The sequence below is a fragment of the Enterococcus sp. DIV0756 genome (assembly GCF_051710745.1).
Classification (GTDB): domain Bacteria; phylum Bacillota; class Bacilli; order Lactobacillales; family Enterococcaceae; genus Enterococcus_A.
In genome coordinates, this window is the sequence record NZ_JBIOLF010000001.1 from 328,023 (window position 1) to 342,374 (window position 14,352).

The window sequence follows — 14,352 nt, forward strand, 5'->3', positions numbered from 1 at the left end:
TTCAACCTCCTATAAAACAATGTCGTGCTATTTTTTTAAAATTATAAAGCCGTTTGGCTCGAGTGTGATGCCTTCCTCTGTGACGTTTGCTAGATGCAGCATTAGGATTTCCTCTAATGAATGAGCGTCAAAAATAGGTTGATCTCCTGTATTGAAAATGCCGATGATACTTTCATCTGGGATATCACGTGAAAAGATTAAAGTCCCCGTGTTGGTGTCGACCTTCTGCCATTCAAGCGTTCCTTCGCAAAGTGTAAATTGATTATCACGACGCAATGCGATTAACTGCTTTACAAACGCTAAAAGCTGTAAGTCCTGCTTTTCCGGATCCCAAACCATACATTTTCGACAATCGGGATCGATGCCGCCATCCAAACCAATCTCATCCCCGTAATAAAGACAAGGAATTCCCTGCTGCAAATAAAGAAAGGCTAGTACCTGTTTCATTAGCGCTTTATTTCCTCGCGCCAAGGTCAATATGCGTGGAGTATCATGACTATCGATCGTGTTTAGCATCATTTGATTGGTTTGCTTGCGGTAAAGTGTCAGCTGTTCGTTCAGATTGCTGACTAATTTATCTAAAGGGATTGTTTTTTCCAAGAAATAGTTCGTGATCGATTCGGTAAAGGCATAATTCATCACTGCGGTAAATTCATCCCCCTGCAGCCAAGGCTGAGAGCTATGCCATACCTCGCCCAGCAGATAAAAATCATCCTTTAATTCGTGGCAGGCCGCTGCGAATTTTTTCCATAATTGGTGATCCACTTCATTGGCGACATCCAATCGCCATGCATCAATATCGAACTCTTGGATCCAATACTTTGCGATCGTCAAAATATATTCCTGAACCTCTTTGTTGGCGGTGTTCAGTTTTGGCATATGAGGTGTAAAGGCAAACGTATCGTAATTCATATTTTCTGCGACTTCAAAATCATCTGTTTTTGTATAGTGAACAGGAAAAGAATGAATATGGAACCAATCCTTGAAACGAGAGTTTTCGCCTTTTTCGAGGACATCACGCCATTGCGGAGAGGTGTCGCCCATATGGTTGAACACCGCGTCCAACATGATTCGAATTCCCCGACGATGACATTCCTCAACGAGTTTGCGGAAGAGCTCCTTGTTGCCAAATGCTGGATCAATCTCTAAGTAGTCAGTCGTATCATATTTGTGATTAGTTGGTGCTGTAAAGATCGGGCAAAAATAAATTCCGTTGATTCCTAGATCGCTTAAATAGTCCAAATGATCGATGACACCTTGTAAATCTCCACCGTAAAAATCCTGCCTTCCGGGATATTCCTTGCTGCCCCAAGGAAGGACACCCTCTGGATCATTTGAGGGGTCTCCGTTGGCAAAGCGTTCTGGAAAAATTTGATACCAAACGGTTTCCTTTACCCATTGCGGGGCTTTAAAGCGATCGACTTCATGAAAAAAAGGCATTCGAAAATAATTATTTGCCATTAGCAAGTAGGCCTCTTCAACTGGGAAAACGCCGTGTTCTGTGAAGAAAACACTCGTCTCATCATAACCTGTAACGACAAATCCATAGCTCAAGCGCCGGTATGGGGCAGTAATATCAACTTCCCAATAATCATAGAGGTCTGTGGACAGTGTTTTTCGCATGGTAGTCGGCTGCTTGTACCAGCGTTTTTTGTCTAATTCATAGGGATCGCCATGAACCAATGAAACGCTTTTGCAGTCTGCTCGAGCTGTCCGTAGGCGAAGATGCATCAATTCATTTGTATATAAATAGGCGTATTCACTTTCAGTGCGATGATAGATTGCTGCTGTGTTCATATATACCTCCGTAGCTAACCGATTGCTTCTTCTGTGTCAAAATCGAAAAAGCGGGCTTTATTTAAGTTAAAGGCGAGCTCAATTTGTTCACCAGGATTATGGAAATCACGGGCATCTACTTTAGAAATAAACTCCGTATCGCCGATCGTTGAATAGAGCATGGATTCGTAGCCAAGTAGTTCGCTGACGACCACAGTGGCTGAGACCACTGACTCTTTATACGCTTCTAAAGCGACTTCCTCAGCGGTGATATCTTCAGGTCGAATTCCAAAGGTAAGTGTTTTTCCTTCATAGCCCTGTGCGGACAGTGTCTTTGCTTGACCATCTGGAAGGGGTAAATCCAGTCCTTTATGATTCGAGATGCGGCCATTCTTAAACGTGACCTCAAAAAAGTTCATGGCAGGGCTACCCATAAAGCCAGCGACAAATTTATTTGCCGGTTTATTGTACAATTCCTGGGGCGAACCGACCTGTTGGATCACGCCTTGATTCATAATCACGATCCGATCTGCTAGGGTCATGGCTTCGGTTTGATCGTGGGTCACATAGATCGTGGTGGAGCCCAGATTTTGATGAATCTTCGCAATTTCTGCCCGCATCTGGACGCGTAGTTTGGCATCCAGATTTGATAAGGGTTCATCCATCAAGAAGACCTTCGCGTCACGAACAATCGCTCGTCCCATCGCGACACGTTGGCGTTGTCCGCCTGACATATCGGCCGGTTTGCGATCCAAGAGCTCGGTTAAACCTAAAATTTTTGCCGCTTCTTCCACGCGTTGTTTGATCTCTTCTTTCGGATATTTTCGTAATTTCAATCCAAAGGCCATGTTTTCGAATACGGTCATGTGAGGGTATAGGGCATAATTTTGAAAAACCATGGCAATATCGCGATCTTTTGGCGGAGTATCATTCATTTTTACACTATCAATTTCAAATTCTCCCTCAGTGATCGCCTCTAAGCCGGCAATCATCCTTAGAGTTGTGGATTTTCCGCAACCCGAAGGTCCGACAAAGACGATAAATTCACGATTTTCGATTTGGAGGTTAAAGTCCTTCACGGAATAAGCGTCGTTGTTGGGATACTTTTTGTTAATATGTTTCAGATTCAGTTCGACCATTTTACTACTCCCTTTTCTATTCATAGATTATTGTGGTGCAATTATCACATATTATGCAATCGGTTGCAACAGATATATTTATATATTGAATGGTTAAATAATTTATTTTAGTTCGTTTTAAAAAAGTGATGCATAGGGTAAAACACTTATAAATTAGCATCCATCCCTTTATTTATATAAAAACATAGGTTTGTAATATATAGATTTTATGTGTCTAAATAGGTCGATTCAAGAAAAAATAAATAAATTAAGCGCTTTCTCTTGCAATTATGCGCAATCGGTTGCATAATGTACCTTGTAGCAAAAATCAATCAACGCAGGAGGAAGTCGAATGAAAAGCAATTTGAAAAAGTATTTACTATCAGGGGTGATGTTAGGAGCAGCTGCTGTAACATTGGCAGCATGTGGATCGGGCTCTGACGAGAAGAAGGCGTCTGGATCGTCTGATAAAACAGATGTCACGTTATGGATCACTACGGATTCAAAAAAATTCTACACAAAAGTTTTAAAGGATTTTGAAAAGGATAATCCAGATATCAATGTGAAGGTAGTAGAAACGGAAGATGCGAAAGCGCAGGAAAATGTGAAAAAGGATCCTTCCTCCGCCGCAGATGTTTTCGCACTCCCGCATGATCAATTAGGGCAGTTGGTAGACTCAGGAGTTATTCAAGAAATTCCTGAAAAATATGCAGATGAGATCAAAGCTGATCAGTCAGAAACAGCATTGGTTGGGGCAACCTATAAAGATAAGGTGTATGCTTTCCCATACGGAATTGAGTCACAAGTTCTGTATTACAATAAAAAATTACTGAATGAGGATCAAGTCAAATCTTATGAGAACATCACTAAAGATGCGACCTTTGGCGCGAATTTGAAGGCTGTTGATGCTTATAAAATCGGACCATTATTCATGTCAGTGGGAGATAAGCTGTTTGGTGATAACGGAGAAGATGTAAAGGGAACGGATTGGAACAATCCTGCGGGTATCTCAGTCTTGCAATGGATTGCGGATCAGAAGAACAATTCCGGCTTTGTAAATGTGGGTGACGACTATATCTCACAATTTGAGAATGAAAAGATCGCGGCATTTGAATCGGGTCCATGGGATAAAGAAAAAGCAGTTGAAGCTGTTGGAAAAGACAACTTGGGAATTGCGGTTTATCCAAAGATCACTATCGGCGGCAATGAAGTTCAGCAAAAAGCCTTCTTGGGTGTGAAGCTTTACGCGGTGAACCAAGCTCCAGCAAATGGCGATTCGAAAAAAATCGCAGCGGATTATAAGCTTGCTTCTTATCTATCTAGCGAAGCCGTGCAAGAAGCACAATTTAAGGATGAAACGAGAAACATTATTCCATCGAATACAACGATTCAAGAAGCTGATTATGTGACGAATGATGAATTAGCAAATGCGGTCGTTACGATGAGTGGCTCAGACTATTCTGTTGTTATGCCAAAGATTCCTGAAATGACGAATTTCTGGACAGCTTCTGCGGCTGTTTTAAGCGATACCTACAATGGGAAAATCAAACCGGATCAATTCCAAGCGAAGCTGGATCAGCTGGTTAAGGATATTTCTGGTGATAAGTAAGTTTTAGCGGATGTCGGGGCAAAAGAAATCATTTTTGCTCCGAAATCTTTTTTGTATAGTGGACTAACTTAATTCGAAAAAGGGAGGTTTTGTCGATGGAAATAGCCGGAGTATACGGCGAAGAATTTTCGATGAAACAAGTGTTCAAAGAAGGTGATCTCAAAACAAAGCTATCATTTGTGATTATGGGATTCAGTAATCTGTTAAATAAACAATTCTTCAAAGGGATTTTATTCTTACTCGCTGAAATTGTATTTATTATCGCCTGTATCTATCAAATTATTCCAGGTGTTATCGGTTTAATAACTTTAGGAACGAAGACACAGGGTATGCAGTGGCAGACGATTGATGGAATCAAGATGAAGGTTTCTGTTGAAGGTGACAATTCCATGCTATTGATGATCTATGGGTTAGCAGCTATTATTTTTTGCGGGATATTTGTCTATGTCTATTGGTGCAGCTTAAAGAGTAATCGCAAATTATTCGCTTTGAATAAAGAGCATAAGAAGATTCCGAGCTTTAAAGAGGATCTGCAAACGCTGACGAATGGACGTTTCCATATGACACTGATGATCATTCCGTTGATTGGTGTTCTATTGTTTACGATTTTACCGTTGATTTATATGATCGCTCTCGCATTTACGAATTATGATCATAATCACCTGCCGCCAGGTCATTTGTTTGACTGGGTTGGATTCGCGAATTTTAGAAATATTTTGACTGGTCGTATGGCAGGGACCTTTATGCCGCTGTTGTCTTGGACGATGATCTGGGCTGTTGTTGCGACAGCGACCAACTTCTTTTTTGGGATTTTGTTGGCATTGTTGATCAATACAAAAGGTTTGCGCGGGAAAAAGGTTTTTCGGACGATCTTTGTTATTACGATGGCGGTACCGCAATTTGTCTCTTTATTGATTATGCGCAATCTATTAGCCGATTGGGGACCGATCAATGCGTTGTTAGAAAGATGGGGCTTGATCTCCAGTGCGCTACCATTTCTAAGCGAAGGCACCTGGGCGAAATTCTCGATTATCTTTGTCAACATGTGGGTAGGGATTCCCGTAACAATGCTGATCGCAACCGGAATTATTATGAATCTGCCGACTGAACAGATCGAAGCGGCAGAGATCGATGGTGCGAATAAGTTTCAAATTTTTCGTTCAATCACATTTCCGCAAATTCTGCTGATCATGACGCCAAATCTGATTCAGCAATTCATTGGTAACATCAATAACTTCAATGTGATTTATCTGTTAACCGAGGGGAGACCGAATAATTCCGCCCTCTATCAAGCCGGAGATACTGATTTGTTGGTTACCTGGCTCTATAAATTAACGGTTATAGCAAGTGATTATAATTTGGCTAGTGTTATTGGTATTATCATTTTTGTATTGAGTGCGGTCTTTAGTTTATTAGCTTATACGCGCTCAAAATCTTATGAAGGAGGTCTGCAATAATGAAAAAGCAGAAACGTCGAACCTTAACGTTTGTCTACGTCTTGCTGATCATTCTTTCAGTGATTTGGCTATTTCCGATTTTATGGGTTATCTTGACCAGCCTTCGTGGGGAAGGGGCCATGTCGGTCAATTACATCATTCCGAAAACCTTCACGCTAGAAAATTATAAAATGCTGTTCACCAACAGCTCGTATCCTTTTGCACGCTGGTTTATGAATACGTTAGTCGTCGCAATTGCCACATGTCTCATCTCAACCTTCATTACGGTAGCAATCGCTTATTCTGTTTCGCGAATCAAGTTTAAATTTCGTAATCGTTTCTTAAAATTAGCGTTGATATTGAACATGTTTCCAGCTTTTATGAGTATGATCGCTGTGTATTATATTTTAAAAGCGATGGAGCTGGATGGTACGCTGGTTGCGTTGGTGATTGTCTATTCTGCGGGGGCGGCGCTAGGTTTTTATATTGCAAAGGGCTTTTTCGATACCATTCCATATTCGTTGGATGAATCAGCAATGATCGATGGTGCTACGAAAAAAGATATTTTCTTTAAAATCACCTTACCATTATCTAAACCAATCATTGTATACACGGCATTGATGACATTCATGATTCCTTGGATGGATTTCATTTTTGCCCAGGTAATTTTAGGTCAACAAAAGCAGAAATATACTGTTGCGATCGGTCTATTTACGATGTTACAGCCAGATAAGATCAATCAATGGTTTATGCCATTTACGGCAGGCTGTGTAATTATCGCGATTCCGATCACGCTTTTGTTCATGGTGATGCAGAAATATTATGTTGAAGGCATTACTGCTGGTGGTGTGAAGGGATAATCAGTGATTGGAAGCAGGAACGAAAAAAATCGTTTCTGCTTTTCTCTTGTATTTGGGCGGTGTTGAATTACCAAAGAGTGGTTTTTTGATATACTGGACTAGAATGATCTAGACCAGGAGGGTTTTAATGGACAGCAGACAAACATTTAATCAAGAAATGTGTTCATGGATCAATGTGGATAGTACGCAATCCCATGAAGTAAAAAAATTACGGGAAGATTTTTCTATTAGTGACGAGATGCTGACCTATGCGCTGGATGATAATGAACGGGCACGAGTGGAGTATGATCCGATGGAAAAAGCGTTGCTGCTGATTTTCAATGTACCTAATTTGTTGAAGAAGGATAATCATTATGAGACGAGTCCGATGGCGTTTATTTTGAAGGATCATTATTTCTTCTCTTTTGTGAATGAGCGGACGGCTTACGTCGAGAATATTATCGAGAACTTGTTGGCAAATGAATCGAATCAGAGTACAGCAAGTTTGCTGTTTCATACGTTGTTCCTGATTTCGGATTATTATTTTCCATTAGTCGAAGAAGTAGATAGTCAACGGATTCAGCTGAACAAGAAATTGCGGGAAAAAACTACCAATAAAAACCTATTGGCGTTGTCGGATTTAGAGATAGGTCTTGTTTACTTAGTGACGGCAACTAAGCAAAATGCGGTACTTTTAGAACAGGTGAAGGTTCAAGCGATTTTTTCGAGCTTTACTGATAAGGAAAAAGAAGAACTGGATGATGCGTTGATCGAGGCTAAACAAGCAGTAGAGATGACGAAATTATCCAGTGAGATTTTAGATCAGTTATCCGGTACCTACAATAATTTGTTGAACAATAATTTGAATGACACGATGAAAATTTTGACGATTTGGTCATTGTTATTGACGATCCCGACGATCGTGACTGGTTTTTTCGGGATGAATATGCCGCTGCCTTTTACCCATTCTGAAATCGGCTGGGTGATCACGGTCGTTATCAGTCTCGGGTTATCCGCGTGGTTGATCTTGATTTTATGGCGCAGAATACGTTAAAAGCGAGGCAATCAAAGGATTGCCTCGCTTTTTTATTCTATAAAATGAATGTTTCGATGACTTCTGCCACGGCACTTTGCTCATGATCGGCAATCGTGGTATGTTGGGCTGCTTCTTTAACGGCAGGCACCGCATTTGCTACTGCAATTCCTAATTCGGCTTCTTGGATCATGGCCAAATCATTGGTGTTATCTCCGATAGCAATCGTTTCATTCATCGGGATTTTTAGGTGTTCAGCCAAAGTTCGCAACGCCGCGCCTTTATCGACACCCTTTGGATTGAATTCAATGTATCGATTGGAGGAGTAGCTAATCTCTAATACATCATGCAGTTCTTTCGGCATCTCTTGTTCTAATCGTTCTAAATAGCTGCGATCCAAATTTTGAAACAAGGCTTTGTAGCAAACCTGATCTTTTAAAAAGTGAATGTCATTGTCAACACGTTTTTCATGAGGGATAGTCGTTAAATAGGCGTCTTCTTCAGGGTTGCTATGATAGACATAGGTTTGCTCAAACGTGTAAAGATGAATGGCTACCTGATAGTTGGAACCAAATTCAAATAAACGTGAAAGGATGTCGAAGGACATGGGAAAGTCCTTAATGATCGTGGGACCCTGATTTTCTACCACTACGCCGCCATTAAAGCCAATCATATAGTGATTCGCTTTATCAGCTGCCTCTAATTCGTCCAATGTTTGTTTGATGGAGTAAAATCCGCGACCCGTAGCGGGAGCGAATACAAGGCCTTTCGCTTCGGCCATTTTTATTGTTTCCTGCGTTCTTTTTGAAACATGTCGTCCCTTGTCTAATAATGTTTCGTCCAAGTCGCAAGCAATCAATCGGTACATAAACGTACCTCCTTCATTTTTCTTGACCCCATTATAGCAAAAACCGAGTGGACTCACTCGGTTTTCTGTTTGCATTATTTAGTTTGAATGAAATTTTCGATTGTAAAAACTCAAACTGGTGGTCATCACCCAGGCAGCGAGTAATCCCAATAAACTTCCGATCACGATACCGAGAAAACGGAACTGGATCAAGGTATAGAGGTATTGTTGTTTTACTAGCATGGATAGCATCAATGCCATCGGTGTGGAAAAGAATTGAGCAATCGCGTAATTACGTTTCACGAAATATTCTACGGTTACAAATAAAGCGGTGATCATCAGCAGTGTTTCGAAAACAGATAAGGACAGATTTAGCAAAAATGCAGCAATTGCCAGACCAATGATCGTACCAAAGATGCGTTGGATGTTCCGATGCGCCATTGCCCGAAGGTTATCTCCTTGTAAGATGGAGGCGCAAGAGACGACAAGCCAGTAAGGGTTTTTTAGTTGCAGCCCCATACTTAGATAGACAGCAAAAAAAAGAATGCCGCTGTACAGAAGGCTATCCATGACGACGGTAGGATCTTCATTAATTCTTTCTTTTAGTGTTTTTTCTACTTTGTTTGCAGGAAAGGGTTCTTTCTGCACAAAATGAGTAAATATAGCACCAACCAAAGAAAAAAGCACCCCGATAAAAAAGTAGCTGCTCATTAAAGGGATTTTAGGTAATGGAACATTCGTACTGGCCCCCATTGCTGTAACCATGACAATAAAGAATGGGCCTGGTTTAGCAATGCCATATAAACGAAAGAAAAATCGTCCTACAAAACCTACCATAGCAACAACAATTGGTGCCGTCCAAACAGCATGGGTTGAGAGCATGCCAAGAAAGTTAGCAGTAGTCAAAAAAGTACCTACGATAGTTAAGCGTAACATCAATTGTTTTAATGGGAGTCTTTGATAATAAAGAAAGGTGAAAATACCTAAAGAGCCATAGCTAGAGATGGCTAGCTGGTGGGATAAATAACCGGTGAATAAAACACTAATCATACAAAGGCCGGCACCGATTAAGCGGGTAGGCGATTCCTTTGGTTTATTATAGTGAAGCAATTCTTTAAAAAAGGATTGTTCCATTTCTATCACTTCCTTTTTTAGTAATGTATTTACGAATTCGAACCATGTATTTCTTATTGCTCTTACACAAGAAGTGAAATGAACACCATATATAGGTTAGCATACAAACTAAAGAAAGTTCAATAGAAAGTTTCTGAAAGCAAATAGAAATAGGGGTAAAGAGGTTGACAATTAGGCCCGTAGCTTATATACTAGTAAAGTTGAGAAATGAAAGCAGAAGCACCCGCTTCTCGCCTTACGCGAATATCTCGCTGGGCTAGATAGTTAATGACGAGTCATTTTGATGAGTCGAACTACGTGCGGGTTCGTAAAGAACTCGTTTTTTTATTTGCTTTTTTTCTCTCAAAAATTTTGGAGGTGAATGACCATAGCAAAGGATATGATGGTTAACGACGGCATTCGTGCACGTGAAGTACGTTTGATCGGACAAGACGGCGAACAATTAGGTGTTAAATCGAAAGTAGAAGCCTTAAAGATTGCTGAACAAGCAAATCTTGATGTAGTCCTAGTAGCTCCTGGTGCGAAACCACCGGTTGCACGTATTATGGATTACGGGAAATACCGCTTCGAACAACAGAAAAAAGAACGTGAAGCTCGCAAGAAACAAAAAGTGATCAACGTTAAAGAAGTTCGCTTAAGTCCAACGATCGACGTGAACGACTTTAATACAAAACTTCGTAATGCGCGTAAATTCCTAGAAAAAGGCGACAAAGTGAAAGCTTCGATCCGCTTCAAGGGCCGTGCCATTACCCACAAAGATATTGGTCAAAAAGTTCTTGATCGCTTAGCTGATGAAACTGCCGATATCGCGACAGTGGAACAAAAAGCGAAGATGGACGGACGTAGCATGTTCTTAGTGCTTGCACCGAAAGAGAAGAAAGACTAGCAATAATTTTGAGAATGCTTCTTTGACTCTGGTTAAAGAGTATGCGAAATGAAAAGTAGGAGGAAATTTAGTCATGCCAAAACAAAAAACACATCGCGGTTTAGCAAAACGCGTAAAACGCACTGGTAAGGGCGGTTTGAAACGTTTCCGCGCATTTACAAGTCACCGTTTCCACGGAAAAACGAAAAAACAACGTCGTCAATTACGTAAAGCGTCTATGGTTTCAAAAGGCGATTACAAACGTATCCGCCAACAATTGGCACGCATGAAATAATTGCGCAACCCGCTTTACAACTTAAAAAATTCAATGATTTATTTATTAGGAGGAATTAAACATGGCACGTGTTAAAGGTGGAACTGTAACTCGTAAACGTCGTAAAAAGACATTAAAACTAGCTAAAGGTTACTACGGTTCTAAACACACTCTATTTAAAACAGCTAAAGAACAAGTAATGAATTCATACAACTACGCATACCGCGATCGTCGTCAAAAGAAACGCGACTTCCGTAAATTGTGGATTGCACGTATCAACGCTGCGGCTCGTATGAACGGCTTGAGCTACTCAAAATTAATGCACGGTCTTAAAGTTGCCGGTATCGAAATCAACCGCAAAATGTTAGCTGATTTAGCAGTTAACGATGCAGCTGCTTTCACTGCACTAGCTGACCAAGCAAAAGATTCATTAAATAAATAATGAATGTCCGACCTCGCTGAATGCAGCGGGGTTTTTTGTTTGCAATAACCCCTAAGCATATTAGAGGATTCATCGAGTTACTTGTGCTATGGTTAATACATAAAGAAGATCGGAGACTATTTAGAAGGGGGAATTTTCATGAAATCATTAGTTAAATTTGTGGTTGCCAGTACACTTATTGTTGGCGGCGTGCTTGTAGCAGGAACCATTTTGACCACGAAGAAGATCGATGAATACGGCGATGATTTACAAAACTTCTTACATTAGACTTTCTTATAGGTAACTAGTCACTCTCCAGGTTATTGGAGGGTGGCTTTTTGTTTTTTAAAGCACAATTATTTCAGTCTTCCATGAAATTATCGACCTTAAAAACGGCTATTTTTCCGTATACTTAAGGTATCAAGTAAATGCGATGGAGGAATATATATGAAATGGTATAAGTTATCAATTAAAGATGTTTTAACGAAAATCGAGTCACAAAGGACTGGCTTAACGAAAGAAGAACGGGAGGCGCGTTTGAAAAATAATGGGCCGAATAAGATGGCAGAAAAGGAACAGGTCAAATTATGGCGCAAGATCGCTAAGCACTTTACTGATCTATTGATGATAGTTTTGATCGTCGCGGCACTGCTGAAATTCGCGACAGGTGAAGCAGTTGAAGGCGGGATTATCTTTCTCGTCGTGATCGTCAATGGCTTTGTTGGATATTGGCAAGAGCGAAAAGCTGAGGAATCATTGGATGGCTTGAAGCAAATGATGGGGCAGGAAGCTACAGTACTAAATGAAGGTCAGCCGCTTAAGTTGGATTCGGAAGAATTGGTGCAAGGAGACGTGGTGCTTTTAAAGGCCGGCGATGTGATTCCCGCAGATCTGCGTTTGATCGAAGTTCATGATTTAACAGTCGAAGAATCCATCTTGACGGGGGAATCAGAGGCGGTTGAAAAAACGGTGGAAGCAATCTCTCAAGAGGCACAGGCTGGAGATCAGTTGAACATGGCTTTTTCGGGAACACTCGTACAGACCGGTTCAGCACGTGGTTTGGTTGTTGAAACTGGAGATGCGACTGAAATTGGAAAAATCAATCAGGCATTGCAATCGATCCAAGCACAAACGACACCGCTAGTTAAGAAAATGCATCAATTGAACAAGCAAATTTTTAGAGGCATTCTAGCCTTGATCGTTTTCTTGCTATTCTTTACGAGTTTCAGGTACGGAATGGATTGGAGCTTGATGTTCTCCGCGAGTATCGCCTTGATCGTTGCCATGATTCCCGAAGGCTTGCCAGCCGTTTTGACCATGATCCTTTCAATGGGGGTCAAGGAGATGGCTGATGAAAATGCGATTATCAAAGCCATGCCGGCGGTAGAAACGCTAGGTTCGATGACGGTGATCTGCTCGGATAAAACAGGAACGCTCACGAAAAATGAGATGACCGTGCAGGAAGTCGTAACGGAAGAATTGCCGCTAGTCAAAGAGATCATGAATAATTGTCAGGAATTAAAGACTAAAGATGATCAGAAAATCGAAGAAATACACGGGAACCCAACTGAGTTAGCACTATTAAGTTATGTAGCGGAAGAGGAGCAGCAATTAAAACCAGTACTAGGGAAGATTCCTTTCAGTTCGAGTTACAAATATATGGCAACCATGCATCCAGATGGTGAGAATCAAGTGATTTTTGTCAAAGGCGCACCGGAAGTATTGTTGGAAATGGCCGATTTGACGGCTGTGGAAAAGACTAAATGGGAAAAACACGGATTAAGCTTAGCTAAAAAAGGCCAGCGTGTACTTGGATTTGGTTACAAAAAAGGAGCATCGACAGAGTTAACCCATGAGTCATTAGCAGGACTAACCTTTGCTGGTTTGGCGGGAATTATTGATCCGCCGAAAGAGAGTGCGATTCGCGCGGTTGAACAGGCCCAGCAAGCAGGAATTTCTGTAAAAATGATTACTGGCGATCATAAAGCTACTGCGCAAGCAATCAGTGAACAAATTGGTCTGAAGCATACCGCCAAAGTATTGGAAGGTGCTGAAATTGATTCGATGTCGGAGGAGGCGCTGGCAGAGGCCGTTGAACATGTGGATGTATTTGCTCGTACGACACCTGATCATAAGCTGAGAATTGTCACAGCACTCCAGAAAAAAGAAGAGATAGTAGGGATGACTGGTGATGGTGTAAATGATGCACCAGCTTTGAAGCAAGCGGATATCGGTATTGCGATGGGAATCAAAGGCAGTGAGGTAAGTAAGCAGGCCGCGGATATGGTCTTAGCGGATGATAATTTTTACACGATTGTGAAGGCTGTTAAAGAGGGACGAAGGATCTTTGATAATCTGCAGAAAACCATCAATTTCTTTTTACCAACGGCGTTAGCACAAGGATTGATCGTTATTTTAGCTTTACTGATGAATCGGCCGTTGCCACTGACCCCGATTCAAATCCTGTGGGTCAATATGGTGACGACGATCACATTGTCTTATGCTTTAGGCTTTGAAAAGGCAAGTCAGGATACCATGAAGCGTCCACCGAGAGAGGCCAAAATGGGGATTTTATCAGGCTACAGTTTCTTCAGGATTCTCTATGTGTCTTTACTGATCATGATTCCGGCTTACTTCTTGTCGATGCGTTTTGAAGGAGCGGCATTGCAGCAGACCATTCTTTTACAGAGCATTGTTTTAGGTCAGGCGGTTTACATGATTAATTGTCGCGAGCTACTTGATCCGGCGATCAATCGTCGTTTCTTTGAAAACAAATTCTTGTTTATTTCATTAGGGATACTCTTTGTGCTTCAATTAGGCGTTGTTTTCCTACCTCTAGGACAGCAGCTGATTGGTACGACTGCTCTGAGTCTTACGCAACAAGTAGTTATTTTAGGCAATGCGCTGCTGCTGTTTCTCGTGGTTGAAATTGAGAAGCGCATCAGTAAAGGCATTTTCCAGAGAAAAGAAAAAGCGGTCAGTCGTTACCAAAATGACTAA

The 14,352-nt window shown here is 41.2% G+C and carries 13 protein-coding genes and 1 other annotated feature; of the genes, 9 read left to right on the forward strand and 4 right to left on the reverse strand.

What is annotated here, in order from left to right; all coding sequences use genetic code 11:
* Positions 1–27: 27 nt before the first annotated feature.
* Both IGI44_RS01610 and IGI44_RS01615 read right to left on the reverse strand, forming a co-directional pair.
* The gene (locus IGI44_RS01610) at positions 28–1,797 is read right to left on the reverse strand and encodes a glycoside hydrolase family 13 protein (RefSeq protein ID WP_438785993.1); all 1,770 of its coding nucleotides are present in this window, start codon (positions 1,795–1,797) and stop codon (positions 28–30) included.
* Positions 1,798–1,811: 14 nt separating this feature from the next.
* On the reverse strand, positions 1,812–2,915 hold the full coding sequence (locus tag IGI44_RS01615; RefSeq protein ID WP_438785994.1) for an ABC transporter ATP-binding protein: 1,104 nt from the start codon (positions 2,913–2,915) through the stop codon (positions 1,812–1,814).
* 331 nt (positions 2,916–3,246) lie between these two features.
* Between IGI44_RS01615 and IGI44_RS01620 the strand changes: the two genes are divergently transcribed.
* The 4 genes from IGI44_RS01620 to IGI44_RS01635 all read left to right on the forward strand — a co-directional run bounded on the left by IGI44_RS01620 (position 3,247) and on the right by IGI44_RS01635 (position 7,832).
* Positions 3,247–4,503: an extracellular solute-binding protein gene (locus IGI44_RS01620; RefSeq protein WP_438785995.1), complete on the forward strand. Its 1,257-nt coding sequence runs from the start codon at positions 3,247–3,249 to the stop codon at positions 4,501–4,503.
* 95 nt (positions 4,504–4,598) lie between these two features.
* On the forward strand, positions 4,599–5,960 hold the full coding sequence (locus IGI44_RS01625) for a carbohydrate ABC transporter permease (RefSeq protein ID WP_438785996.1): 1,362 nt from the start codon (positions 4,599–4,601) through the stop codon (positions 5,958–5,960).
* The gene (locus IGI44_RS01630) at positions 5,960–6,799 is read left to right on the forward strand and encodes a sugar ABC transporter permease (RefSeq protein WP_438785997.1); all 840 of its coding nucleotides are present in this window, start codon (positions 5,960–5,962) and stop codon (positions 6,797–6,799) included. Before IGI44_RS01625 ends, IGI44_RS01630 begins: the two co-directional genes overlap by 1 nt.
* Positions 6,800–6,926: 127 nt before the next feature.
* Positions 6,927–7,832, forward strand: a complete 906-nt coding sequence (locus tag IGI44_RS01635) for a magnesium transporter CorA family protein (protein WP_438785998.1) — start codon at positions 6,927–6,929, stop codon at positions 7,830–7,832.
* 37 nt (positions 7,833–7,869) lie between these two features.
* Here IGI44_RS01635 and IGI44_RS01640 read toward each other — a convergent pair whose 3' ends face one another.
* Positions 7,870–8,679, reverse strand: coding sequence for a Cof-type HAD-IIB family hydrolase (locus tag IGI44_RS01640; RefSeq protein ID WP_438785999.1), 810 nt, complete (start codon positions 8,677–8,679; stop codon positions 7,870–7,872).
* 78 nt (positions 8,680–8,757) lie between these two features.
* Complete coding sequence (locus IGI44_RS01645) at positions 8,758–9,792, reverse strand: FUSC family protein (protein ID WP_438786000.1); 1,035 nt, start codon at positions 9,790–9,792, stop codon at positions 8,758–8,760.
* 205 nt (positions 9,793–9,997) lie between these two features.
* Positions 9,998–10,126: a sequence feature (ribosomal protein L20 leader region), on the forward strand.
* A gap of 27 nt (positions 10,127–10,153) precedes the next feature.
* Between IGI44_RS01645 and infC the strand changes: the two genes are divergently transcribed.
* The 5 genes from infC (at position 10,154) to IGI44_RS01670 (ending at position 14,352) form a co-directional block, all read left to right on the forward strand.
* Positions 10,154–10,678: a translation initiation factor IF-3 gene (gene infC / locus IGI44_RS01650; protein ID WP_216405952.1), complete on the forward strand. Its 525-nt coding sequence runs from the start codon at positions 10,154–10,156 to the stop codon at positions 10,676–10,678.
* A gap of 73 nt (positions 10,679–10,751) precedes the next feature.
* Complete coding sequence (rpmI, locus tag IGI44_RS01655; protein WP_010747119.1) at positions 10,752–10,952, forward strand: 50S ribosomal protein L35; 201 nt, start codon at positions 10,752–10,754, stop codon at positions 10,950–10,952.
* Between the two features lie 61 nt (positions 10,953–11,013).
* Entirely contained in the window at positions 11,014–11,373 is a 360-nt protein-coding gene (rplT, locus tag IGI44_RS01660; protein WP_010781965.1) for a 50S ribosomal protein L20, read from the forward strand.
* A 138-nt stretch (positions 11,374–11,511) separates the two neighbouring features.
* Positions 11,512–11,640 (forward strand): hypothetical protein, encoded by a 129-nt coding sequence (locus IGI44_RS01665; RefSeq protein ID WP_301282182.1) that lies wholly within the window; start codon positions 11,512–11,514, stop codon positions 11,638–11,640.
* 159 nt (positions 11,641–11,799) lie between these two features.
* Positions 11,800–14,352 (forward strand): HAD-IC family P-type ATPase, encoded by a 2,553-nt coding sequence (locus IGI44_RS01670; protein ID WP_438786001.1) that lies wholly within the window; start codon positions 11,800–11,802, stop codon positions 14,350–14,352.

Bases quoted from the DNA above. Each gene is read 5' to 3' on its own strand.
- IGI44_RS01625 (WP_438785996.1), top strand. From the start codon at position 4,599: ATGGAAATAGCCGGAGTATACGGCGAAGAATTTTCGATGAAACAAGTG.
- IGI44_RS01670 (WP_438786001.1), top strand. From the start codon at position 11,800: ATGAAATGGTATAAGTTATCAATTAAAGATGTTTTAACGAAAATCGAG.
- IGI44_RS01665 (WP_301282182.1), top strand. From the start codon at position 11,512: ATGAAATCATTAGTTAAATTTGTGGTTGCCAGTACACTTATTGTTGGC.
- IGI44_RS01620 (WP_438785995.1), top strand. From the start codon at position 3,247: ATGAAAAGCAATTTGAAAAAGTATTTACTATCAGGGGTGATGTTAGGA.
- IGI44_RS01610 (WP_438785993.1), bottom strand. From the start codon at position 1,797: ATGAACACAGCAGCAATCTATCATCGCACTGAAAGTGAATACGCCTAT.
- infC (WP_216405952.1), top strand. From the start codon at position 10,154: ATGACCATAGCAAAGGATATGATGGTTAACGACGGCATTCGTGCACGT.
- rplT (WP_010781965.1), top strand. From the start codon at position 11,014: ATGGCACGTGTTAAAGGTGGAACTGTAACTCGTAAACGTCGTAAAAAG.
- IGI44_RS01615 (WP_438785994.1), bottom strand. From the start codon at position 2,915: ATGGTCGAACTGAATCTGAAACATATTAACAAAAAGTATCCCAACAAC.
- IGI44_RS01645 (WP_438786000.1), bottom strand. From the start codon at position 9,792: ATGGAACAATCCTTTTTTAAAGAATTGCTTCACTATAATAAACCAAAG.
- IGI44_RS01635 (WP_438785998.1), top strand. From the start codon at position 6,927: ATGGACAGCAGACAAACATTTAATCAAGAAATGTGTTCATGGATCAAT.
- IGI44_RS01640 (WP_438785999.1), bottom strand. From the start codon at position 8,679: ATGTACCGATTGATTGCTTGCGACTTGGACGAAACATTATTAGACAAG.
- rpmI (WP_010747119.1), top strand. From the start codon at position 10,752: ATGCCAAAACAAAAAACACATCGCGGTTTAGCAAAACGCGTAAAACGC.
- IGI44_RS01630 (WP_438785997.1), top strand. From the start codon at position 5,960: ATGAAAAAGCAGAAACGTCGAACCTTAACGTTTGTCTACGTCTTGCTG.